General features: G+C 41.0%; 18 protein-coding genes. 16 read left to right on the top strand and 2 right to left on the bottom strand.

Features of this window, described 5'->3' with window-relative positions:
- Positions 1–91: 91 nt before the first annotated feature.
- The 3 genes from DBR43_RS03030 (at position 92) to DBR43_RS03020 (ending at position 4,103) form a co-directional block, all read left to right on the top strand.
- On the top strand, positions 92–1,135 hold the full coding sequence (locus DBR43_RS03030; RefSeq protein WP_124577789.1) for an NAD(P)-dependent alcohol dehydrogenase: 1,044 nt from the start codon (positions 92–94) through the stop codon (positions 1,133–1,135).
- A gap of 750 nt (positions 1,136–1,885) precedes the next feature.
- The gene (locus tag DBR43_RS03025) at positions 1,886–2,503 is read left to right on the top strand and encodes a GNAT family N-acetyltransferase (protein ID WP_124577787.1); all 618 of its coding nucleotides are present in this window, start codon (positions 1,886–1,888) and stop codon (positions 2,501–2,503) included.
- Between the two features lie 334 nt (positions 2,504–2,837).
- Positions 2,838–4,103, top strand: coding sequence for an alpha/beta hydrolase-fold protein (locus DBR43_RS03020; RefSeq protein ID WP_124577785.1), 1,266 nt, complete (start codon positions 2,838–2,840; stop codon positions 4,101–4,103).
- A gap of 137 nt (positions 4,104–4,240) precedes the next feature.
- On the opposite strand, the gene DBR43_RS03015 is transcribed toward DBR43_RS03020, so the two are convergent.
- Complete coding sequence (locus DBR43_RS03015) at positions 4,241–4,636, bottom strand: RidA family protein (RefSeq protein WP_124577783.1); 396 nt, start codon at positions 4,634–4,636, stop codon at positions 4,241–4,243.
- Between the two features lie 156 nt (positions 4,637–4,792).
- Here DBR43_RS03015 and DBR43_RS03010 point away from each other — a divergent pair, with 156 nt between their 5' ends.
- The 5 genes from DBR43_RS03010 to DBR43_RS02990 all read left to right on the top strand — a co-directional run bounded on the left by DBR43_RS03010 (position 4,793) and on the right by DBR43_RS02990 (position 9,640).
- Positions 4,793–5,674: a helix-turn-helix domain-containing protein gene (locus DBR43_RS03010; protein WP_124577781.1), complete on the top strand. Its 882-nt coding sequence runs from the start codon at positions 4,793–4,795 to the stop codon at positions 5,672–5,674.
- Positions 5,675–6,019: 345 nt separating this feature from the next.
- The gene (locus DBR43_RS03005; RefSeq protein ID WP_124577779.1) at positions 6,020–7,051 is read left to right on the top strand and encodes an SDR family oxidoreductase; all 1,032 of its coding nucleotides are present in this window, start codon (positions 6,020–6,022) and stop codon (positions 7,049–7,051) included.
- Positions 7,052–7,055: 4 nt separating this feature from the next.
- On the top strand, positions 7,056–7,700 hold the full coding sequence (locus DBR43_RS03000) for an NAD-dependent epimerase/dehydratase family protein (protein ID WP_124577778.1): 645 nt from the start codon (positions 7,056–7,058) through the stop codon (positions 7,698–7,700).
- Positions 7,697–8,827, top strand: a complete 1,131-nt coding sequence (locus DBR43_RS02995; protein ID WP_124577776.1) for an MBL fold metallo-hydrolase — start codon at positions 7,697–7,699, stop codon at positions 8,825–8,827. The genes DBR43_RS03000 and DBR43_RS02995 overlap by 4 nt, the downstream gene beginning before the upstream one ends.
- A 6-nt stretch (positions 8,828–8,833) precedes the next feature.
- The gene (locus DBR43_RS02990) at positions 8,834–9,640 is read left to right on the top strand and encodes a helix-turn-helix domain-containing protein (RefSeq protein WP_124577774.1); all 807 of its coding nucleotides are present in this window, start codon (positions 8,834–8,836) and stop codon (positions 9,638–9,640) included.
- On the opposite strand, the gene DBR43_RS33260 is transcribed toward DBR43_RS02990, so the two are convergent.
- Positions 9,576–9,722 carry a winged helix-turn-helix transcriptional regulator gene (locus DBR43_RS33260; protein ID WP_233602927.1) on the bottom strand — a complete coding sequence of 49 codons (147 nt, stop codon included), beginning with the start codon at positions 9,720–9,722 and terminating at the stop codon, positions 9,576–9,578. The genes DBR43_RS02990 and DBR43_RS33260 overlap by 65 nt on opposite strands.
- A gap of 190 nt (positions 9,723–9,912) precedes the next feature.
- On the opposite strand from DBR43_RS33260, the gene DBR43_RS02980 reads away from it, so the two are divergent.
- The 8 genes from DBR43_RS02980 (at position 9,913) to DBR43_RS02945 (ending at position 22,920) form a co-directional block, all read left to right on the top strand.
- A complete protein-coding gene (locus tag DBR43_RS02980; protein ID WP_124577771.1) occupies positions 9,913–10,482 on the top strand; it encodes an RNA polymerase sigma factor in 570 nt (189 codons plus the stop codon).
- 120 nt (positions 10,483–10,602) lie between these two features.
- On the top strand, positions 10,603–11,721 hold the full coding sequence (locus DBR43_RS02975) for a FecR family protein (RefSeq protein ID WP_124577769.1): 1,119 nt from the start codon (positions 10,603–10,605) through the stop codon (positions 11,719–11,721).
- 196 nt (positions 11,722–11,917) lie between these two features.
- Positions 11,918–15,211 carry a SusC/RagA family TonB-linked outer membrane protein gene (locus DBR43_RS02970; RefSeq protein WP_158622406.1) on the top strand — a complete coding sequence of 1,098 codons (3,294 nt, stop codon included), beginning with the start codon at positions 11,918–11,920 and terminating at the stop codon, positions 15,209–15,211.
- A gap of 17 nt (positions 15,212–15,228) precedes the next feature.
- On the top strand, positions 15,229–17,046 hold the full coding sequence (locus tag DBR43_RS02965) for a RagB/SusD family nutrient uptake outer membrane protein (RefSeq protein WP_124577765.1): 1,818 nt from the start codon (positions 15,229–15,231) through the stop codon (positions 17,044–17,046).
- A 22-nt stretch (positions 17,047–17,068) separates the two neighbouring features.
- Positions 17,069–18,202: a SusE domain-containing protein gene (locus DBR43_RS02960; protein ID WP_124577763.1), complete on the top strand. Its 1,134-nt coding sequence runs from the start codon at positions 17,069–17,071 to the stop codon at positions 18,200–18,202.
- 7 nt (positions 18,203–18,209) lie between these two features.
- The gene (locus DBR43_RS02955) at positions 18,210–19,361 is read left to right on the top strand and encodes a glycoside hydrolase family 76 protein (RefSeq protein WP_124577761.1); all 1,152 of its coding nucleotides are present in this window, start codon (positions 18,210–18,212) and stop codon (positions 19,359–19,361) included.
- Positions 19,362–19,366: 5 nt separating this feature from the next.
- The gene (locus tag DBR43_RS02950; RefSeq protein ID WP_124577759.1) at positions 19,367–20,965 is read left to right on the top strand and encodes a glycoside hydrolase family 28 protein; all 1,599 of its coding nucleotides are present in this window, start codon (positions 19,367–19,369) and stop codon (positions 20,963–20,965) included.
- 14 nt (positions 20,966–20,979) lie between these two features.
- The gene (locus DBR43_RS02945) at positions 20,980–22,920 is read left to right on the top strand and encodes a glycoside hydrolase family 97 protein (RefSeq protein ID WP_124577757.1); all 1,941 of its coding nucleotides are present in this window, start codon (positions 20,980–20,982) and stop codon (positions 22,918–22,920) included.
- Positions 22,921–22,971 lie beyond the last annotated feature (51 nt).

Here is a 22,971-nt window from a genome sequence, read left to right as displayed (position 1 = left end):
AGAAAATAGTATCACTGAAAGCCATAGGCAATACCTTCTAATAAATGATTAACAGATAAAACTCATCAAAAACTTAAATTATTTTTATAATATGATAGAAACAAAAGGATACGCAGCGCAAAGCGTAGATACAGATTTAGCTCCATGGGCGTTTGAACGCCGCGAAGTTGGCCCGCATGATGTACAGTTTGATATTTTATTTTGTGGCGTTTGTCACTCAGATCTGCATCAGATTAAAAACGACTGGTTTCCAGGTATATTTCCAATGGTTCCCGGACATGAGATTGTTGGTCGGGTGATTAAAGTTGGCGACCATGTGAAAAATTTCAAAGTAGGTGACCTTGCTGGTACTGGATGTATGGTAGACTCTTGCCAGGTTTGCGAAAATTGTAAGAAAGATCTGGAACAGTACTGTTTAGAAGGAGGTACGGGTACCTATAACAGTTTAGAGAGAGATGGTAAAACACCAACTTATGGCGGTTATTCCAATACCATAGTGGTTAGGGAAGAATTTGTACTGCATGTATCAGACAAATTAAACTTGGCTGCTGTAGCGCCTCTATTGTGTGCCGGTATTACTACTTACTCTCCTTTAAGACATTGGAAAGTTGGTAAGGGGCATAAACTTGCCGTATTAGGCCTTGGTGGATTGGGCCATATGGCTGTTAAATTTGGTGTAGCCTTTGGTGCTGAAGTAACTGTGCTAAGTACGTCACCTAAAAAGGAAGAAGATGCAAAAAAATTGGGTGCCCACGATTTTTTATTTACTACAGATGAGGCGCAGGTTAAGGCTGCAATGGGCACATTTGACTTTATCCTGGATACTGTTTCAGCAGAGCATGATTTTGAAATGTACTTATCTTTACTGAGAACGGATGGTACGCTTATCTGTGTGGGTGTTCCATCTAAACCAGCAGAAATCCCAGCTTTTAGTTTATTGGGCGGCAGGAAAAGTATTGCTGGTTCTAGTATTGGAGGTATTGCTGAAACTCAGGAAATGCTTGATTTTTGTGCAGAGCATAATATTGTTTCTGAGATAGAAATGATTGATATGAAAGATATTCATACTGCTTATGAACGCATGGAAAAAGGCGATGTACGCTACAGGTTTGTAATTGATATGGCCACATTATAATTTTATTATTATTTTGTAATACATGGTTTCATTTTTTTGTTCGAGCCCATCATGGCCCAGGGGAAGAGTTTTTTATCAAAAAATGAAGTCAAACAGTAAGATACAGAAGTGCTTAGAGAACTATAGTGTTTTTATTTAAAGTTTATTTTGCAGGATGACATCAAAAACCTATCTTTTATCCATCAAATAAGCAGTTATTTATACTTTACTATCAGACGATAGTTATGCAAGTTGATAAAATGGTTTACGCTGATTTGATTTGAAATGATTTATGCCCTAATCTACACCCTGATGTTTCAGGAGGATGTAGTTGGTTGGAAATAAGATATTTAAAACGTCGGTACGGCATCCTGCTACCTCGACAACAATAAAAGTCTTTAGATCGTAAGATTTAAAGGCTTTTTTGTTTTAATCATTTTGTGCAGGGACGTCATCGATAATGAGTTGTTTTGTAACTGTGGTTCGGCGTCGTACTGTCGCAGGCGAAGCCTGGCCGTTTTGACGCTCACGTCTGAGGTTTCAGTTGGGAACGTTCAGGCAGTACGATGAATCCTTTTCGGGATATAGGTGTTAAATGGCAACATCTGGACTATTTGATTTCTAATTTCTGGATCATAAAGGCAGTCCCTGTAAGGCGTATTTTTGAGTTATTAATAACTTAATATTATTGAACAGGTCAGATGTTTGAGTAATGGATTTCCAATTTGTAGTGGGAAATCCTGGATCTAACCTTAAAAACATGAGGGAAATATGGAGAATGAATGGATTGGAAATAAAATTAGGCTGGAACCACTTGAACTGATTCATGTGGAAGGACTGAGCTTAGCTGCTGCTGGAAATCAGAAATTGTTTCAATGGACTGCGGTACCTCAGGGAATTGAAGCATTGGCAGAGTATGTGAAATCAGCACTTGAGCAGCGCGATGCAGGAACAGGATTGCCTTTTGTCATCATTGGTAACGAAGATGGGGCCATTAAAGGATCAACACGTTTTTGGAATATGACTTACTGGCCCTGGCCTTCAGATACACCGGAATTTGGTAGAACTGCACCAGATGTTTGTGAAATTGGCCATACCTGGCTTACGGCCTCATCTATTAAAACAGGCATAAATACGGAAATTAAGTTCCTGATGCTGAAGTATGCTTTTGAATACTGGAAGGTATGGCGGGTTAATTTTACGACTGATGTTAGAAACCTGCAATCCAGGGCAGCAATTGAGCGGTTGGGGGCTAAATTTGAAGGCCTGATCCGGGCAGAAAGAATGGGTGCTGATTTTACAATCAGGGATTCTGCCCGGTTTTCTATACTCTTATCCGAGTGGACGGAGGTAAAAGCCCGGCTTCAACGATATATGGAATCTTATTGATAATATCCTATAAATCAAGCTGACGTCGCCAAATGCATAACTAATTTTGCTGGCAGCACCTGGGAGGTAACATTTTAAAGCGTTGGTAAAACATCCTGCCAGCCCGGCAAAAGATTTGAAAACCCTCTAAATGTAACAGTTTAGAGGTTTTTTTGTTTTGGTCAATAGGCGCTGGTCTACACCCTATTTTAAGCCATAATTGTCCTTATAGAATAGGTAAACTGGAGGGTATCCTAGCAAGGGGATATATTTCGAAGAAATTGGGGAAGAGTCAGCTTTTAACATTTTTATTGATAGCTTTAATAGCACAATCAATAAAAGAACCCTGAACATCATGAAGTTAAATCTTATTCACCTAAAAAAAACCGTTGCCCTCTGCTTTGTGATCCTGTTCCTGGCAACAGCACTGAAAGCGCAAACTATCAAAAATAACCTTATTGTTATGGGCGTTGTCGATAGCGTTCAGTCGAAAATACTGAACGAAACCCGCAAACTTTGGGTTTATGTTCCGAAAGTTGATTCAACGTTCCTCAGGCAAAAATATCCGGTAGTTTACCTGCTGGATGGCGACTCACATTTTCCTTCGGTTACTGGTATGCTACAACAGCTCGGCGTAGCAACCGGCAACTCTCAGTGCCCCGACATGATTGTTGTGGCTATACCCAACACCGACAGGATGCGCGACTTGACCACCAACAGCATTCCTGCTCTAAAAACTTCGGGTGGGGGCGAAAAATTCACTTCATTTATCGAGAAGGAACTAATGCCGCACATCGATTCTATTTACCCCACCAACTCCTACAAGATAATCATCGGCCACTCCCTTGGCGGAATGATGGTGATCAATACACTCGTCAATCACCCCAATATGTTTAACGGTTATATCGCTATCGACCCCAGTATGTGGTGGGATCGGGGCATTTTGCTAAACCAGGCCCGCGAAGCGCTGAAGCAAAAAAAATATTCGGACAAAAAGTTGTTCGTAGGCATCGCCAACACCATGCCGAAGGGTATGGACACCACCCAAGCCAGGAAAGACACTTCGGCGGCAACTAATCATATCCGGGCGATATTAAAGCTCAAGGATATGATTCAAAGCGATACCGCTGTCAACAGACTAAAGTTTGCCTACAAATATTATCCTAACGAAACGCATGGCTCGCTGCCCCTGATCACGGAGTATGATGCTTTACGCTTTTTCTTTACAAATTACGCCTTTCCCCAGGAAACGATGATGAAGATATACGGCAAAGATTCAAGTCCGGAGCTGGCGCTGGCTGAGGTCCAATCGCATTACGATAATATTTCCAAACAAATGGGCTTCAAAGTTGCACTGCCGGAAGGCGTGATCAATAATTTTGGCATTAGCCTTATAGCGAGAAATCTTAAAATGGCTTTCGCTTTTTTGCAACTCAACATCAAAAACTACCCCAATAGCTATAACGTTTATGACAGCATGGGCGATTACTACGATGCGGCAAAGGACAAAACCAAGGCGATAGAATTTTATAGAAAAGCCCTGACCCTTAAAGAATTTCCGGATACCCGTTCCAAGCTGAACAAGCTACTGGCCCTGAAGGATACGGCGCCTAAAAAATGACAAAATAAAAAGCTGAAAGAGCCTTGAGGTATCTTTTCGCTTTTTCTCTTCCCTTGAATCTTAATTCTTAAAATATCAAGGTTGATTTCCTGATTCGGTGCTAATTTATGCTGCTGTAAATCGTTTACTGAACCGGGCTAGATTTTTACTACTGCAGTAGCTTCGATTTCAATAATTACATCGCTTCTAAATAAGCCTTTTACCTCTACGAGCGTACTTGCTGGTGGGGTATCGGAAATAATGAACTGATCCCTGGCTTCTCTATAACCGGCAATTTGGGATATGTCGGAAGTGAAAATTCCAAGTTTTACAATATCATTAAGGCCGGCACCACAGGTTTCCAGAATGTCTTTGATGTTTTGAAAAATTTGAATTGTTTGCGTCTTTACATCATTACCTACTAACTCTCCTTGCTGATTAAGCGGGATTTGACCAGATAGGATAATCATTTTCTGATTCCCAAATGGTATTTCTACTGCCTGAGATAAACCTTTTATCGTAAATACTTTTTCTGAATTTTTAAATTGTAGCATAATTATTTATGAATTAATTGTCCTACAAAAATCTGTTATATCCTGCTGAACGGCATTGCTTAAAACTTCATATTTCATGACTTTTTGTGTCAACTAAAAACTGCTATTTATCAATCAGGCGGTAATAAATTATCGATCTTTGTGAAAAATCATAGGATGGACGTTGTAAAACAAACAGGAGATCAAAATTCATTTCCGGGAACACATATTGTTTTAAGCTCAAAGGAGATTGGAACAACTGAGATTTGTCGTCAGCAACATAAAATACCATTCCATAAGCAGAATATGTTGAAGGAACATTTTTTGTTATTTGCAGTGGAGGGCGTTAATGAATTACGCATTGGGAATCAATTTTTTTCTTTAAAAAAGGGAGAAATGTTATTGATAAAAAAAGCCACATATGTTGAGATTGTAAAAGGTGGTGATGCCCTAAATGATTTTGTGTATGAAAGTGTTTCTTTCACCTTGAAGAAAGACATCATTATCGATTTTATTAAATTGATTGAAATGGATGACTATTTAGCAAAACCAGTTCCGGATGATGAAGTAGTAGTTTATCCGTATGGTGGACGATTACAGTCATTCCTGGCATCTTTGAAGCCTTATTTCGACGATAATGAAAATATAAAAACAGGATTATTTAAACTGAAAATTTTAGAATTACTATATGGTCTTTCGCAGGAGAATCCACGGTTTTTGCACCAATTGATAAACCTCAACCGGTATGAAACCAGAGATTTAATGAAAACTATGGAAGCGCATTACCTTCAGCCTTATACACTTAAAGAACTGGCTCATATTTCAGGAAGAAGCTTGTCAAGCTTCCGCCGGGAGTTTGAATCCATGTTTCATACCACACCTGCGAGATGGATACAGGAAAAACGATTGCAAAAAGCCAAAGACTTATTCCATTCTACTCAATTAACAATTGCAAATGTTTGCTATGAAGTTGGTTATGAAAATGTTTCTCATTTCTCCCGCTTATACAAAAGTCATTTTGGATACAGTCCGAGCGAAACTAAAAAGCGGATAATTTGATTATATCCTCTTGACTAACTCTAATTTTATTCCCTACCTCTTTTCAATCCAAAGTGGCAGTTTTTGGCAATAAAGTACATTTTTAACAGATTAATAAGAAGAACATAGTTCTTTCATATTACTGTATATTCTGATCTCCAGTCACATTAAGAGGTATAAAGAAGGGGGCAAGGTTCAGCAATCAAAATTGGATTTAAATTAGAATAATCCCTGATCATCATCAAATTTCGATAACAAATATAGAATATCCCAAATATGAGCTTTACAACAAACACATTTGGGCTTTACAACAAATAACAAATCTTTTTCATTGTTGAAATTTGCATAGTTAAAAATTGCAAAACAATGGAAGACAGAGAAATGGTATTGGTTACGGGAGGTTCCGGGTTTGTTGCCCTGCACGTTATCCAACAGTTATTGAACAGAGGCTACCGGGTAAGAGCTACCCTAAGGTCGATCACAAGGAAAGATGAAATCATTGCTTCATTAAAAAATGCAGGTATTATCGATTTCGAAAATCTGACTTTTGCTGAAGCTGACCTGTCTGCCGATGAAGGATGGAATGAGGCAATGAAAAATATTGATTATGTACACCATATCGCTTCACCTATCCATCTTAAACTTCCAAAAAACGAAGATGAAATGATACGCCCTGCTGTAGATGGAACTTTACGGGTATTGGGTGCAGCGCGTGACGCAGGCGTAAAGCGTGTTGTGATGACCTCAAATTTCGGGGCGGTTGGCTACAGCCATAAAGACCCAACTCAGCTGATTACCGAGGATAGCTGGACAAACCCCAACGAGAAAGGCTTATCTGCATATAATAAATCTAAGGTATTGGCAGAGCGTGCGGCCTGGGATTTTATTAAAAATGAAGGCGAGGATCTTGAGCTTACCGTTATCAACCCAACGGCAATTCTGGGACCCTCTTTTTCTGAAAAATTATCCAGCGGTTTTGAGTTGTTAAAAAATATACTGGATGGTACCATGAAGGCTATTCCCAATATGGAACTGGCCATTGTCGATGTAAGAGATCTGGCCGACCTGCATATTCGGGCAATGGAAACAGCTGCCGCTAAGGGACAAAGATTTTTGGCACTGTCTGATGGAACAATGACCCTGCTCCAGATTGCCATATTCCTGAAAAAAGAAATGCCTGAAATTTCGCAAAAGGTTTCTGATAAAACAATTCCGGATTGGCAGGTACGTATTGCCGCATTGTTTAGTCAAAAGGCAAAAGCGATACTTCCATTGATTGGTGTAAACAGAAAAGCAAGCAACCAAAAAGCCAGGCAGGTTTTAGGATGGCAACCACGGGCCAAAGAAGAAGCAATTATATCGACCGTAGAAAGTCTTAGAAAATTTAATCAAATTTAAACAGATGAAAACAATCATAACAGGCGCCACCGGAATGGTAGGCGAAGGCGTATTATTAGAGTGCCTGGAAAACCCGGCAGTAAGCGAAGTATTAAGTATCGGTAGAAAAAGTTTCAGTTTAGTGCATCCAAAACTGAAACAGCTTATTGTACAAGATTTTTCGGAAATCGGGAACCATACAGACCTGTTAAAAAAATACGACGCATGTTTTTTTTGCGCGGGGATAAGTTCAGTTGGCGAAAATGAAGATAGTTTCACCAGAAAGACCTACGATTTTGTAGTACCATTTGCCGCAGCACTTGCTGAAATAAATCCTGAAATGACTTTTATTTACGTTTCCGGAAACCGGACAGACAGTACGGAAAAAGGAAAGGTAATGTGGGCAAGAGTAAAAGGACGAACCGAAAATGCATTAATGAAATTACCTTTTAAAAATCAATACAATTTTCGCCCTGCGATTATGAAAGGCAGCAGGGGTCAGAAAAATGTAAAGACCATCTATAAAATAATGGGCCCTTTAATTGCACCTTTTATTTCAGCAAAAACCTTAAGACTTTCGGAAGTTGGCCGTGCAATGATCAATGTAGTCGTAGAAGGGTATCCGACACAAATCCTGGAAGTAGATGATATTTTAAAGTTGGCCAAATGAAACGATCTAAAAAAATACTCAAACGAATAATGATATTTTTCCTCTCTCTGATACTAATCCTTGTTGTTGCCACCTATTTTTACATGAAACAGCCACAGTTTGGCGCATTGCCCGAAGGCAAAAGACTGGAACTGATACAACAATCCAAACATTTTAAAGATGGCAAATTCCACAATCTTGTAGAGAAACCTACCATCAGCGAAGGATACAGCTTTATAGGAGAAATCTGGAACTCATTGGCCAAAACCTATCCCAACACCGAACCTACAGGGACGCTGCCTTCTGTAAAAACAGATCTGAAATCGCTTCCTGCCGACAGCAATGTGCTGGTCTGGTTCGGGCATTCCTCTTTCTTCTTGCAGGTGGATGGCATAAAAATATTGGTAGACCCCATTTTCAGCGGCAAGGCATCGCCAACACCCTGGGGCGTAAAAGCATACAAGGGCAGTGATATTTATACCGTGGGCGATATGCCCGAAATTGATTATATGCTGCTCTCACACGATCATTACGACCACCTGGATTATGAAACCGTAAAAGCACTACAGCCGAAAGTGAAATTTGTGATATGCGGATTGGGTGCAGGTGCACACTACGAGCGTTGGGGCTATACAGGTAACCAGATCCTGGAAAAAGATTGGGGTGATGTGGTATCTGTAAAACCAGGTTTTAATATCATCGCCGAAAATACACACCACGGTGGCGGGCGTGGTTTTTCTGCCGATAAGGCACTATGGCTTTCGTTTTACATCCAGTCGCCAGCAATGAATATTTATTATAGCGGAGACGGGGGGTATAGCGACCGGTTTAAAACCATTGCTGCAAAATATCCATCTATTGATTGGGCGATTATGGAATGCGGACAGTATAACAAAGCCTGGCAATCGGTACACGAACTGCCGGAACAAGTGGTACAGGCAATGCTCGAGTTAAAAGCAAAAAAACTACTGCCGGTACATCATTCCAAATTTACTTTAGCAAGACATTCCTGGAAAGAACCATTGGAACAAATGACAAAATTGGCTGCAGGAAAACCCTATAAATTAGCTACACCAATGATTGGCGAAAAAGTACTGTTGAACGACAGTTTACAAGTGTTTAAACAATGGTGGGAAGAGGTAAAATAATAGAAAATGAAAATAACTGAAATAAAGTCCTGTTATATCGGCCCGGTTATTTCGCCGGAACAGTTCGTAGCTGAACATTTCTTTTTATTCCTGATAAAAGGCACAATGAACGGTTATGATGGAAACAAGCATTATGCTTTAAAATCTGGCGAATGTTGTATTGTCCGAAAAAATCGCTTGGCCCGTTATAACAAGCTAAAAGAAAATGATGAGTTTGAAAAAGTCGTTTTTATTTTCGACAAAACGTTTTTGAACAATTTTCAAAAGAAGCATACGATATTGTTTGAAAATTTCAGGTCAAAAGATGTATTTATTAAAATCAAAAAAGACGAGTTAATAGCGTCTTTTTTATTGTCATTACAGCCATATTACAACAATTCAGGAGAAATAAGTCCTGCTTTTTCGGATATAAAAAGAGAAGAATTACTACTTGTTTTATTGCAACTGCAACCGGAATTATCAGACGTTCTCTTTGATTTTGGTATTCCGGGACGCATGGATTTAGAAAAATTTATGCACCAGAATTACAAGTTTAACGTAGGTATGGAACGTTTTGCATTCCTCACAGGCCGCAGTTTGTCGGCATTTAAAAGAGATTTCAAAATCATCTTCGATGAAACTCCGGGCCGTTGGTTGATTAAGCGACGTTTGCAGGAAGCCCGTTTCCTTATCGAAGAAAAAAAACAAAAACCAGCTGATATCTATGTTGATTTAGGATTTGAAGATTTGTCTCATTTTTATTTTGTTTTTAAAAAGGAGTTTGGAACATCGCCAGGTGAAATCGCTTCAGGCCAAATTCAATCAACGCATTAATCACAGGCTGTGTTTCAATAGCATGGTCAGTAAGGGCATAACTTACCGTGACAGGTTTTGTATTGTCCACCGTCCGGGTAATCAGCAGATTTTCCTCTAATTGCTTTGACTCCTTCGATAAAGCTTTCGCCGTTATTCCCTTATTGATATAATGAACTAGGTAAAAATTATTTGAGTGGTCACTAACACTAAATTGGATTACTTGTATATTCTCAAATCAGATTGTAGTTTCATGAAATTTATAATATATTCGTTTAAACAACAAACCAAATATGCCGGGATATCAATCTCTTACAGACGCTGAGCTGTTCACTTTGCTATGCAACGATGATCATAAGGCATTTACCGAGATTTATGACCGATACAGCGGGCTTCTTTATATTCATGCTTATAAAAGAATTAGGAATAGGGAAGAAGCCAGGGATTTGATCCACGAATTATTTACTGTTTTGTGGCACAAACGGGATCAGATCACGCTAAAAACAGAACTTTCATTTTATTTATACAGAGCGGTAAGAAATCGTGTTTTAGACCTGGTAAAACACAATAAACTTCAGGCCAGCTATATCAACTCTTTTGACAGCTTTTTAAATAACGGAACCAATATTACTGATCATTCGATCCGTCAAAAGGAGCTAACCCTGTTGATTGAGAAAGAAATAGAAGCACTGCCTGAAAAAATGCGATTGGTATTTAACCTAAGTAGAACTGAGTGTCGCAGTCATAAGGAAATCTCCAATGCACTTGAAATCTCTGAACTTACCGTGCGTAAACAAATCAACAACGCATTAAAAGTGTTAAGACCTAAATTAGATAAACTACTTGTTTTCTTTTTTTTATAGCAAAAAGCTAAATTGATTTAGGATTGAAAATATTTTAAAAAGTATTTTCAATTTTATCTACTCTATACCCCTGAGTTAATCGTCTATGTGTTAAATAAAGACAAAAAGTCTTTTAGGCATATGCATAAACCAGATATAAAAGATTTATTAGAGCGGTATAAAAGTGGCGATTGCACTGAACAAGAGCGGTCACTTGTAGAAACCTGGTATTTAACCTGGGATACACCTTCACTTGACCTTTCTGAGCAGGAATTAATTTCAGATCTGGAATTGATCAAACAAGAACTCCCCCGGAAAAGAAGACGGATAGGTGGATATTTCCAAATGGCTGCTGCTGCTGCTGTGGTCTTGATCACATTAACAGCCGTGTTTTATTATTTCAATTATCGGGAACCAGTTAGAAATTTGGTAAATCCGATTGAATTAGGCAAAATCGTTCCCGGGACAAATAAAGCTACCCTAACCCTTGCGGATGGTTCAACTGTTGTATTGGATGCTGCCACTCCGATAGATGGAATTAACCAGTTTGGTGTTAAAATTAATAAATCTGCAGAAGGTAAGCTCGTATATGTCAGCGATAAAAATGCTAAAGTTGCCGATGCTTATAATACCATAATTACCCCGAAAGGAGGGCAATACGAAGTAACACTACCTGATGGAACCAAAGTTTGGTTGAACGCCGCGTCTAAACTTCGGTTTCCTGTTGTATTTGCTGGAAACGAAAGGCAGGTTGAGTTAAGTGGTGAGGCTTATTTCGAAGTAGCCAGAGATAGAAAAAAGCCATTTAAGGTAAAAGCTGAACAGCAGGAAATTATGGTATTGGGCACACATTTTAATGTAAATGCTTACAAGGACGATGCTTTTACCAAGACTACTTTACTTGAAGGCAGTGTAAGGGTAAGCAAGGGTTCAGCGCAGGCTTTACTCACACCGGGCCAACAGGCCGTCAGTAATGCCGGATCTGCGGTAATCAATGTACGTAAAGATGTGGATATACAGGAGTCCATTGCCTGGAAAAATGGCTTGTTCATGTTTGAACAGGAAGATATTTTCTCAATTATGAATAAAATATCCAGGTGGTATGATATCGTAGTAGAATATCGCGGAGACCTGAAAGGTAAAAAATACAGTGGCAATATCTCAAAGTTTGAAGACGTAACGGAAGTTTTAAAAACGATGCAGCTTACCGGAAGTATTCAGTTTAAAATTGAAGGAAGGAGGATCATCGTTATGCCTTAAACTTTACATACATAACCGCAAGAAAAGACCCGGAAGCGTTTGCACCGCTCCGGATCAGTTAAGGTCTGCAAAACCTTGGCAAGAAAACCAAACCGTTTCAAAAGTTTTAATTTCACTTACTAACCAAATGTACAAAATTTTTAACGACCTACCATGGTGGGCATCACCCCGCATGGGATCAATATTTCTACTCCGAATGAAATTTACGATCATCATACTCCTTACAGCAATCATCCAGGTTAACGCAACAACATACGCACAGACCATTAACCTGAAGGTGAAAAATGCCAATATAGAAAAGGTATTTAAATCGCTTCGAGAACAGAGTAAATATAACTTTTATTATGAAGACGATATGATCAGCAAGGCGAACCCCATCACCCTTTCTGCTGTGAATGAGCCGTTTCTAAGTGTCCTGGAGAAATGTTTTAAGAACCAGCCTTTTACTTATTTAATCAACCACAATACGGTAGTGGTGAGGAAAAGAACTGAGCAGATAGTTCCGGTTCCTAAAAAGGCCGACATCACCGTTACTGGAAAAGTTTTGGACGAAAATAGTAAACCAATACCCGGTGTTTCTGTAAAACTGAAAGGTACAGCAATTACTGTTGCTACTTCTCCTGAAGGCGATTTTACAATGAAAGTGCCCGAAGATGGGATACTTGTGTTTTCTTATATTGGATATGAAATGCAGGAAATCCCGGTTCAGGGAAGAAAAAGTATACAAGTTAATTTAAAGCCTGCAGACAATAAGCTGGAGGACGTTGTTGTTGTTGCCTACGGACAAAAGCAGCGAAAAATAGAGACCCTTGGTGCGCAATCCACTTTAAATGTGGACGACCTTAAACAACCTGTTGCCAATATTTCTACAGTACTGGCCGGCAGGGTATCCGGACTGGTAGGCGTACAAAGGAGCGGTGAGCCGGGAAGAGATGGCGCTGATCTTTGGATCAGAGGAGTGATCTCTCTTGGAAATAACGCCCCTTTGATTTTGGTTGATGGTGTTGAACGTTCTTTTAGCAATATAGATCCGAATGATATTGAGAGCTTTTCTATTTTAAAAGATGCTTCTTCTACTTCAGTTTATGGGGTAAGGGGGGCCAATGGAGTGGTGATTGTCAATACCAAAAGAGGTAAAGCAGGAAGAACAGAAATTAACCTGGATTATTATCAGGGGCTGACCAATTTTACCAGGGTTCCGGAAACTGCTGATGGGGTCACCTATATGCAAATGGCTAATGAAGCGAGGTTAACCCGAGGTGGGGCACCAAGGTATACACAGGAACAGATCAGTAAAACATTGAGCCGGGAAGATCCTTATCTGTATCCAAATGTGAACTGGTTTGACGAAATATTTAACGATTTCGGAAAGAATAAAAAGGCGAATTTGAGTATTCGGGGCGGCGGTGAAAAATCCACATTTTATGTGTCTGCAGGGTACTACGATGAAACTGGTCTGTTTAAAACAGATGCGTTGCAGCAATACAATTCTGCCATTAAATTTTCACGCGTAAACTTCAGTTCTGCATTAACGTTAAAAGCAACGCCAACCACAACAATAGATTTAGGTATCAAGGGCTGGATCTCCAATGGTAACTACCCTGGTAAATCAGCAAGTGAAATATTTGAGAATTCTTTAAGGACCTATCCTGTACTGTATCCGGTGATGTATCCAGATAATAAGGAGCCATTTTTGTCGACCGGAGGCGGGCTAAACAGCTCTTATGGCTTGCTAACGAACAGGGGGTATTCCACTACTTATGAAAATCAGATCATGTCTGATGTTCGGGTGAACCAGGATATGAGTGGTATTTTAAAAGGATTATCTGCCCATGTCCTTTATTCTTTTGATGCCACAAACTCCAATTCACTCAACCGGATCAAAACACCCACTACCTATTTTGCAACAAAAAGAGATGAAAAAGGGGAACTGGTCTATACCACTATCGGGCAGGGACAGGATTACCTTTCTTTTGGCAGGAGTAATGGTGGCAGCAGGCAATTTTACTTAGAAGGCGCCATTAAATACAATCAGAACTTTGGTGATCACAGGGTTGGTGGAATGCTTTTATACAATCAAAGTGATAAGGTAAGCGCAACTGCAGATAACCTGATCGGGTCGATCCCTTACAGAAGTTTGGGTGGTGTGGGTAGGTTTACCTATTCTTATAAAGACCGTTACCTGGCTGAACTTACCTTTGGCTATAACGGTGCGGAGAATTTTGCACCATCAAAACGGTATGGATTTTTCCCATCTTATGCTCTGGGCTGGGTGATTTCCAATGAATCGTTTTACGGAAAGGCAGCTAATGTATTTCAATTGCTAAAATTAAGAGGATCCTACGGTATTGTAGGTAGCAGCAGTATTGGCGGTCGGCGATTTTCTTATATAGGGACTGTAGAAAACACGGGTAATGCCTACGTTTTCGGAGAAAACAGGGCCAGTATTAATGCCGTTCAGGGAATTGATATTGCCGATTATGCCGTTGATGCTACCTGGGAAACTGAAAAGGACCTGAACCTTGGTTTGGAACTCAAAACGCTGAACAATGCCTTAGGATTGCAGATCGATGTATTTACACGTAAGCGCGAAAATATATTCAGATCTCGTGGAGTAGTACCGGGCTTTTTGGGGATCAGGAAAAATTTGCAGGGTAATTTAGGGGTTACAGAAGCTAAAGGGATAGATTTTACCGGAAATTACGATAAAAGGTTCGGAGAAGTAGCTGTTTCTTTCCAGGGCACTTTTACCTACAATAAAAATAAAGTAATAGAAGACGATAGCCCTATCCCTGCTTATCCATGGCAGGAATCCAGAGGACAGTCGGTATACAACAGAATTGGTTATATCGCTCAGGGTTTTTATACCCAGGCAGAAATTGACGATCCATCTGTGCCGAGGACCGCAGGTATTGTTCAGGCTGGTGACCTGAAATTCAAGGATTTGAATGGTGATGGAATTATTAATGTTGATGACCAGACCTTCATCGGAAAAGACCAGGTTCCTCAAATACTATATGGTTTTGGAACTACATTAGGTTACAAGGGTTTCTCTTTGGGCGCATTTTTCCAGGGTGCAGCATCTGTAGATTTTTACTTTTCAAATGAGTTTATGCCGTTTAGAAATGGCGATGCCAGGGGAAGTCTGTATTCAAATATCCTGGATAGGTGGACCCCGGAAAATCCGAATCAAAATGCATTTTATCCGAGACTTAGTTATGGTTCAGATATCAATCAAAATTATGCTACAAGCACTAAATTCTTGCAAAACGGTCGCTTTTTAAGGCTTAAGACTTTAGATTTTGGATATACCTTTAAAAAGGAAGCGATCAGGTTTGCAGGTTTACAGAAGCTGAGGCTTTATTTTATCGGCTATAACCTGTTTACAATTAGCCCTTTTAAGTTCTGGGATCCGGAAATGGGCGGAGGATCCGGTACAAGGTATCCCAATATCCGAACCTTTAGTTTAGGCCTTAGCGCTACTTTTTAACCTTAACAATTTTTGACATGAAAAGAAACATATTTTTTAAAACTGTATTGGTTATTGCAGTTATAAGTTCGTTAAGTGGCTGTAAAAAATTCCTTGATCAGGTGCCTGACGACAGGCAAACGATTGATGATGTTTTTAAGAAAAGATCAGAGTCTGAAAAATACCTTGCAGGTGTATATGATTACATCAGATCCAATTCAGAATGGAATGGCGACAGTAGTCCATGGGAAGGCCTTTCTGACGAAATTGATGTGACCTATAATGATTATCCCACCTTTGCGATGAATACCGGCAACTGGGATAAAAACCGTGATAATTTTAACTTCTGGGTTCATTATTATCAGGGGATCCGCCGGGCATCGTATTTTATGCAGCGCCTTCCTGAAAATCCGGAGATTGAAGCAGGACTGATGTCGCAATACATTGCTGAAGCAAGGGTATTGCGTGCCTATTTTTACTCAGGCATCCTGGCCCAGTATGGCCCTTTTATTATACTTCCTGAAACTGTGATTTCACCTGATGCAGACATCAGTACTTTTAGTCTTCCGAGAAGCAGTTATGATGAATGTGTAAATTACATTGTAGCAGAATTGGATAAAGCGATGCCCGATCTGCCTCCAGGCAGGGGAAGCGTGACCGATTTCGGGCGCATGAAACGCGGAATGGCTTTGGCCATTAAATCCAGAACACTTTTGTATGCAGCAAGCCCCATGTTTAATGGAAATACGGTTTATGCGAATTTTAAAAATCCCGATGGGAAGGTGTTGATCAGCCAGACTGTTGATGTTACTAAATGGAAGCGTGCTGCAGAAGCTGCAAAGGCACTTATAGATAATCCTGACTATAGTTTATATCGGGAAGTTGATGCGGTAACAGGTGCACTGAAAGTATATGAGTCGCTAAAAGGTATTTTTATAAAGGCCTGGAATTCAGAAGTGATATTGAGCCGCTATACCACCGATAAATTGGGCTCTTACGATCAAAACGGTACGCCGTATATCCTCGGGGGCTGGTCGTCATGGGGCCCGACACAAACTGCCGTAGACGCTTATTTTATGGCAAACGGTTTGCCTAAGGATGATCCAAATTCACAGTATACTGAAATTGGTTTTACGAATACCGCTACCGCGCAATATGCTGCAGGAACATCTAATATGTATGTAGGTCGTGAGCCACGTTTTTATAGTGCCATTACATTTAACCTGAGTAAGTGGATCAATAATTCCAGCAATAATATTGGTGGAACAGGCCCGGCGCCGATTACCATTCAGATGTATAACGGTGGCAATAGCGGGCAGTATAATGGTCGTAACTGGTCGCGCACGGGCTATTGCGTAAGGAAACATGTGAACCCCAATTCAAGAATGGGAAGTAATAGCATCGTTGCCGATCGTGCAGAAGTCTTATTTCGTTTGGGCGAGATCTATTTGAATTATGCGGAGGCTTTAAATGAATACAGTCCTGGTAACCCCGACATAAAAAAATACATCAATATGATCAGAGAGCGGGCCGGTATCCCTCAATATGGAACAGGAGCTGGCTTTGTTCCGGAACCGGCAGATCAAGACACATGGAGAATAGCTATCCACAGAGAAAGAAGGGTTGAGCTTGCTTTTGAATGTCACCGCTATTTTGATGTGCGGAGATGGAAGATTGCAGAACAAACAGACGGAGGCCCTTTTTACGGCATGGATGTTAACGCAACCACTACCGCAGCATTTACCAAACGCACGGTATTTGAAACGAGGGTATTCTTACCCAGAAATTACCTCTGGAATATCTTACCCGGAGAATTGAATAAAAACAAAAACCTCGTACCAAACCCGGGCTGGTAACCTGTTTTATAAGCATATTAACATGAAGAAGATATTTAAAAATAGCTACGCTATAAGCGTGGTGCTGTGCCTTATTGTTTTGTCGGGCTGTAAAAAGGACAAAAACGATAGTATAAATACCACTATTAATGCTGCTGTACTAAATGCTCCTGCAAGCAATACGGTAGTGAACCTTACTCCACTCCTGAATGCGGTGGTAAATTTTGAGTGGACTGCGGCGAAGGTGGGCAACAATACACCTTCATTTTACGAGGTTCAGTTTGATAAAGAAAGTGGTGATTTTTCTAATCCGGTTTACAAAGAAGCTGCTACAAGGGGAGGAGCAGATACTAAATTATCTGTTAACCATAGGATTGTAAATAGAATAGCCAAAGCAGCTGGTATTAATGAATTGGCATCAGGAAAACTGAAATGGCGGGTGGTTGCCAATACAGGGGTAGTGTCGGCGATTTCGCAGGCAGGTATTCTGGAAGTTAAAAGACCTGCCGGCCTCGCTGATAATCCGGTTGATGTTTACATTTTAGGAACCGCAACAGAAGCAGGAGAGGACCCGCCTAAAGCTTTAAAGTTTAAAAAGCTGAGTGAGGGAGTCTTTGAAATTTATACGTCTTTAAATGCGGGTACCTATAAAATGGTAGATAGAATTACCGGAACTCCGATAACCTTTGTATTAAACGGCACGTTGATTACTGAAGCCGCATCTGCAAATAGTCCGGCAACAACTAAAACGGTATACCGCATTAACCTTGATTTTAATTCCGCCTCAGCCGTGCTGACAGAGATCGTGTCAGTAGGCTTATGGTTTTCCGGATATAACGCCATAAAAGCGAACCTGGTTTATGACGCTGCAGGTATATGGAAGGCTACTTTTAACAATGTATGGAAAACCGAATCATGGGGTAAGGACGAACGCTATAAATTCAGGGTGGTTGAAAAGGATGCCGCGGGCATATCTACCACAAAAAACTGGGGCAGTAGTAAACAGGACAATATCAGGCCGACAGCGAACCAGGATGCCGCTTACTTCCTGCTTAAAGAAGTAAATAACAGCCAGTATGATTTTTCCTATAAATTCCAGCTGGAATCTGCTAGTACTGAAGTCACATTTAAAATGCAGTCTGCCGCAGATTATACACATCTAATCACTTATAAATAATAAACCAATGAGATCGATCATTTCAGCATATAAAATATGGGGAGTACTGACCCTAGGTCTGTGCTTATTCTCCTGCGAAAAAGAGGAAATAGCGGTTGTACCGCCAGAAGTAATCCCCACAATAGTGGTAGATTGGGCGAAGGCAGCAGAGCAGTCGCAGACTGCATTGGATGTACAGTTTTATTCCACAACCCAGAATTATTACAACCAGAACAACAACGGACATACCGGCTTCAATTACTGGTGGAACGCCCATGCACTGGATGTTCTGGTAGATGCCTATAACCGTACCAAAGATGCAAAGTACCTGACCAAAATGGACAACCTGCTTGCCGGCTGCTATGTTAAAAACGGAAATACATTCTGGAATACTTTCTATGATGATATGGAGTGGTGGGCACTGGCATGCTTGCGTGCTTATGATGCGACAAAAGACGAGAAATATAAAACGATGGCCAGGCAATACTGGACCTGGATAAAGGTGGGATGGAGCGAGGTAAAGAATGGGGGAATTGCCTGGGCATCGGGTTCTAAAGATTCTAAAAATGCCTGCTCTAATGCCCCTGCAGTAATTATCGCAGCAAAGCTTTATCAGCTGGATAACAATCCGGACGATCTGGTCTGGGCTAAAAAGATCTATACCTGGCTTAAAGCCTATGTGGTAGAACCCGCCAGGGGAGTGGTATGGGACGCATATGGCAATACCAATGAAGATAACATCTATACCTATAACCAGGGCACATGGCTGGGCGCGGGTTTGGAACTCTATAAAATTACGAATGAACAGGTTTACCTGAACGATGCAGTAAGGAATGCGAATTATGTGATGAATGATCAGGTCAGATTTTCTCCTAAAGGCGTATTAAAAGGAGAAAATACCGGTGATGGCGGTTTGTTTAAAGGTATTTTTATCAGGTATATGGCACAGCTGATATTGAGGGGTGTACTGGATGATTATACCCGCGAACTTTATCTGAGTTACCTTAAAAACAATGGACAGAGTTTATATACCAAAGCCACAAGGTCTCCGGAAAATACATTCGGGGCCGACTGGGCAAACAAACCCGGTAGCAGAGTGAGCGACAGTTCTGTTCAGCTCAGTGGCTTAATGTTGTTTGAAGCTCTGGATGAACTAAAGCGTGCAAACCTGTTAAAATAAATCATATGAATTTTAAGATATGCAGAGGGCTTTTCATGTTGTTTCTCGCCGTGTTAACCTCTTTTCAATTATTCGCTGTACCCATGGGTACAGCGAAGATTTTCAGCTACCCTTTACCTTCAATTTACAAAGCTTCTTCTTTTTTTGAGTTGCAGGTGAACGGAACGGGCATACCAGTTGTTGGTTACAATGACAAGTACGACTATGCCCAGCTTTCCATGAGCAAAGGGAAAGCGGAATTTACCATCAGCCTTAAAAATGGAGACCAGGTATCCGCATACCATATCAGCCCTAAAAAATTAGCTGTCGCAGGTATCCCGCATGGTCATACGCTTAGCTTCACCCTTTATAAAGATGAATACCTGATCATCAAAATCAATAGGTTCAGGGAGTTGGTGATCGTCGCAGATGCAGCAGAAGGAAATAAACCGGCTGCTTCCGGAAAAGGGATCTTTAACATTACCGGGAAGCCTTATTTGGCGGTTAGCTCAGCGACAGAACTGGCAACCGAAGCCGTTCAAAAAGCCATCGATGATGCTGCGGCTTACAAAGGCGGTAAAGGAATTGTTTACGTCCCGGCAGGGGTTTACCCGGTAAGAAACTTAAAACTGAAAAGCAATATGAGCCTTTACCTGGAAGGTGGAGCAGTGTTGTTGTTCAGCGGACAGGAGAAAGACTTTAAGATCAGTGCCCGTAAAGCCTCACAAAACAGAAACATTACCTGGTGGATCGCTACAGATAGTGGTGCACATGACATCAGGATATACGGACGGGGAACTCTGGACGGGAATGGTAAGTATGCAACAGAAAAAAATAACCTTGGTGCACACATCCTCGCCATCATGCATACGGACAGATTTGAACTCAACGGACCGGTAATCAGGGAGTCCGGAGCCTGGGCCATCATTCCTACCCGTTCTAAAAACCTCGTGTTCCAGAATTTTAAACTGTTTAACCGTTTTGATATGGGCGAAAATGACGGAATTGACGTCATAGAGTCACAAAATGTATTGGTGAAACATGCCATCGGTATTGCGCTCGATGATCCTTTTTCTACAAAAACCTGGATGCAAAATACAGACCTATGTCGCAACTGGCCCGGAAAACCGATGGTACAGGATGGAGTGGTATTTGATGACTGTATTTCCTGGACTTATTGCTATGGTTATAAAATTGGCCAGGGGGTAATGCAGGACCAGCGGAATATTGTGTTTAAGGACTGTGTTGTTTATGATGCCGCAGTAGGTATCGGCATTCATCATAAATGGGGAACGGCATCCGTAAAAAACGTATTGTTTGATGGGATAGACATAGAACGGTTGTCCTATCAGAACGATGACCATCGTACGTGGGCGATTTTCCTGATGCAGAATGGCGATAAAAAAGGAAGCGGGCCAATCGATAACGTCCTTGTTAAAAATGTATTGGTCAGAGACCAGGGTAAATCACCGGGTAAGATTAAAGGTATAAGTGCTGCAACCCCTATCTCAAATCTGAGATTTAAAAATATCGTGATGCCAGGAACGACAGGAGCCGCAAGTACTTTACAGCAAATAAATATGACCGATACCAGCTATACCAGGCAGATTGAAATCAAAAAATAAAACTTAACATACACATGAAATTTATTAAAGTACTTATTTTATCAGTACTGTTCTCGTACGCTACAGGCATACAGGCACAGCAAAAATATCTCGTCTATTCGCCAGACCATAAAATTGAGGTCACACTTTCTGTATCTGATAGTGTGTATTATACGGTAAAAGCAGATCAGAAAGAACTCATTTCAGCTTCTGCAATTGCCTTGGATGTGGATGGTAAAAACAAATGGAAAGTTGCGAAAACCAGTAGGGCTAAGCACAATGATATATTACATCCGGTAGTTTGGCAAAAGAGTAAGGATGTAGCGGATGTTTACAACCAGTTGCGCCTTGATTTTAATAACGGGCTTGCTCTGGAATGGAAAGCCTTTGATAATGGAGTGTCCTGGAGATGGCTAAGCAAACTTAAAGGAGATTTTGTAGTAAGATCTGAAACTGCGAAGTTTAACTTTAAAGGTTCCGGCAAGGCCTGGTATCCGCAGGAAGAGCAGTTCTTTTCACATAATGAACGGGAATATAAAAATTATACCCTGGATCAGTTAGAAGACAAGAAACTGGCCAGTTTGCCAGCCTTGTTCCAGGTTGGAGAGCTAAAGCTGCTGCTTACCGAATCAGACTTGTTTAACTATGCGGGGATGTGGTTAAGGGGAACAGGAAAAGGTGGCGTACGTGGCGTTTTTCCTGCTTATCCAAAAGTAAAAGCCATTACCAGCGATCGTGATGAGCAAGTGAAGCAGCGGGAAGATTACCTGGCCAAAGCCAATGGGGAGCAGAGCTTCCCATGGAGAGTGATTATGGTGGCAAGAGAAGATAAAGACATTCTCGTAAATCAAATGCCTTATCTGTTGGGACGACCATCTACAGGTGATTTTAGCTGGGTGAAACCAGGTAAAGTGCAGTGGGACTGGTGGCATTATAACAATGTTTATGAAGTAGATTTTAAAGCAGGAATTAATAATGACACCTATAAGTATTATATCGATGTAGCTTCAAAATACGGAATCGAGTACGTTTTGCTGGATGAAGGTTGGTGTGATACCCGTGACCTGATGAAACAAGCGCCGGGAATTGATGTTGCGGAGCTTGCAGCATACGCAAAAAGTAAAAACGTAGATCTGTTGTTATGGTCTAGCTGGCTGGTATTGGACAAACAACTGGATATGGCACTTGACCAGTTTCAGAAATGGGGCATCAAGGGGATCAAAGTGGATTTCATGCAGCGCGACGATCAGGAAATGGTGAATTATTATGAGAAGGTTGCAGTAGCAGCAGCAAAGAGAAAACTGCTGGTCGACTTTCATGGTGCCTATAAGCCGACAGGTTGGCTGCGGACTTATCCAAACATTATGACTTCAGAAGGAGTACTGGGCAATGAGATCAGTAAGTTTGCCGGATCCATAACCCCTTCACATACCGCTACGCTTCCTTTTACGCGGATGGCGGCGGGTCCAATGGACTTTACCCCGGGAGGTATGCGCAATGTGCATAAAAAGGAATGGGCGGCCGCTCCCTCTGAACCGATGACCCTCGGTACCCGTTGTAACCAGATGGCTATGTACGTGATTTATGAGAGTCCTTTGCAGATGTTGTGTGATATCCCTACTCATTACCTGAAAGAGCCTCTGTCTATGGAATTCATTAAAGCGGTTCCTGCGGTGTGGGCGAAAACAGTAGCACTGAACGGAAAGGTGGGGGAATACGTAACCATGGCCAGGCAGGCCGCAAACGGCGACTGGTATATAGGCTCAATGACAGACTGGAGCGAAAGAGAATTTGAGTTGTCACTTTCTTTTTTGCCGGATGGGGAATATGAAATGCAGGTCTGGAAGGATGGAATCAATGCCAACAAAAATGCGAAGGATTTTAAAATGGAAAAACTTCAGGTTAACCGTAATACGCCATTGAATATCAAGCTGGCATCAGGCGGAGGCTATGTGGCCAGACTAATTAAACGTTAATACTTAAACACGCTGTTCCAATGAAACCATGATAAGCATGCCGAGTTTGCT

The sequence above is a fragment of the Pedobacter sp. KBW06 genome, assembly GCF_003852525.1.
GTDB lineage: Bacteria > Bacteroidota > Bacteroidia > Sphingobacteriales > Sphingobacteriaceae > Pedobacter.
This window is presented reverse-complemented; position numbering and strand designations above follow the sequence as displayed.

Excerpts from the sequence above, each read along its gene's own strand:
- DBR43_RS02980 (WP_124577771.1), top strand. The coding sequence starts at position 9,913 with ATGCCGGGATATCAATCTCTTACAGACGCTGAGCTGTTCACTTTGCTA.
- DBR43_RS03030 (WP_124577789.1), top strand. The coding sequence starts at position 92 with ATGATAGAAACAAAAGGATACGCAGCGCAAAGCGTAGATACAGATTTA.
- DBR43_RS02975 (WP_124577769.1), top strand. The coding sequence starts at position 10,603 with ATGCATAAACCAGATATAAAAGATTTATTAGAGCGGTATAAAAGTGGC.
- DBR43_RS02990 (WP_124577774.1), top strand. The coding sequence starts at position 8,834 with ATGAAAATAACTGAAATAAAGTCCTGTTATATCGGCCCGGTTATTTCG.
- DBR43_RS02960 (WP_124577763.1), top strand. The coding sequence starts at position 17,069 with ATGAAGAAGATATTTAAAAATAGCTACGCTATAAGCGTGGTGCTGTGC.
- DBR43_RS03015 (WP_124577783.1), bottom strand. The coding sequence starts at position 4,636 with ATGCTACAATTTAAAAATTCAGAAAAAGTATTTACGATAAAAGGTTTA.
- DBR43_RS02955 (WP_124577761.1), top strand. The coding sequence starts at position 18,210 with ATGAGATCGATCATTTCAGCATATAAAATATGGGGAGTACTGACCCTA.
- DBR43_RS03005 (WP_124577779.1), top strand. The coding sequence starts at position 6,020 with ATGGAAGACAGAGAAATGGTATTGGTTACGGGAGGTTCCGGGTTTGTT.
- DBR43_RS03010 (WP_124577781.1), top strand. The coding sequence starts at position 4,793 with ATGGACGTTGTAAAACAAACAGGAGATCAAAATTCATTTCCGGGAACA.
- DBR43_RS02965 (WP_124577765.1), top strand. The coding sequence starts at position 15,229 with ATGAAAAGAAACATATTTTTTAAAACTGTATTGGTTATTGCAGTTATA.
- DBR43_RS02950 (WP_124577759.1), top strand. The coding sequence starts at position 19,367 with ATGAATTTTAAGATATGCAGAGGGCTTTTCATGTTGTTTCTCGCCGTG.
- DBR43_RS02945 (WP_124577757.1), top strand. The coding sequence starts at position 20,980 with ATGAAATTTATTAAAGTACTTATTTTATCAGTACTGTTCTCGTACGCT.
- DBR43_RS03025 (WP_124577787.1), top strand. The coding sequence starts at position 1,886 with ATGGAGAATGAATGGATTGGAAATAAAATTAGGCTGGAACCACTTGAA.
- DBR43_RS03000 (WP_124577778.1), top strand. The coding sequence starts at position 7,056 with ATGAAAACAATCATAACAGGCGCCACCGGAATGGTAGGCGAAGGCGTA.
- DBR43_RS03020 (WP_124577785.1), top strand. The coding sequence starts at position 2,838 with ATGAAGTTAAATCTTATTCACCTAAAAAAAACCGTTGCCCTCTGCTTT.
- DBR43_RS02995 (WP_124577776.1), top strand. The coding sequence starts at position 7,697 with ATGAAACGATCTAAAAAAATACTCAAACGAATAATGATATTTTTCCTC.
- DBR43_RS02970 (WP_158622406.1), top strand. The coding sequence starts at position 11,918 with ATGAAATTTACGATCATCATACTCCTTACAGCAATCATCCAGGTTAAC.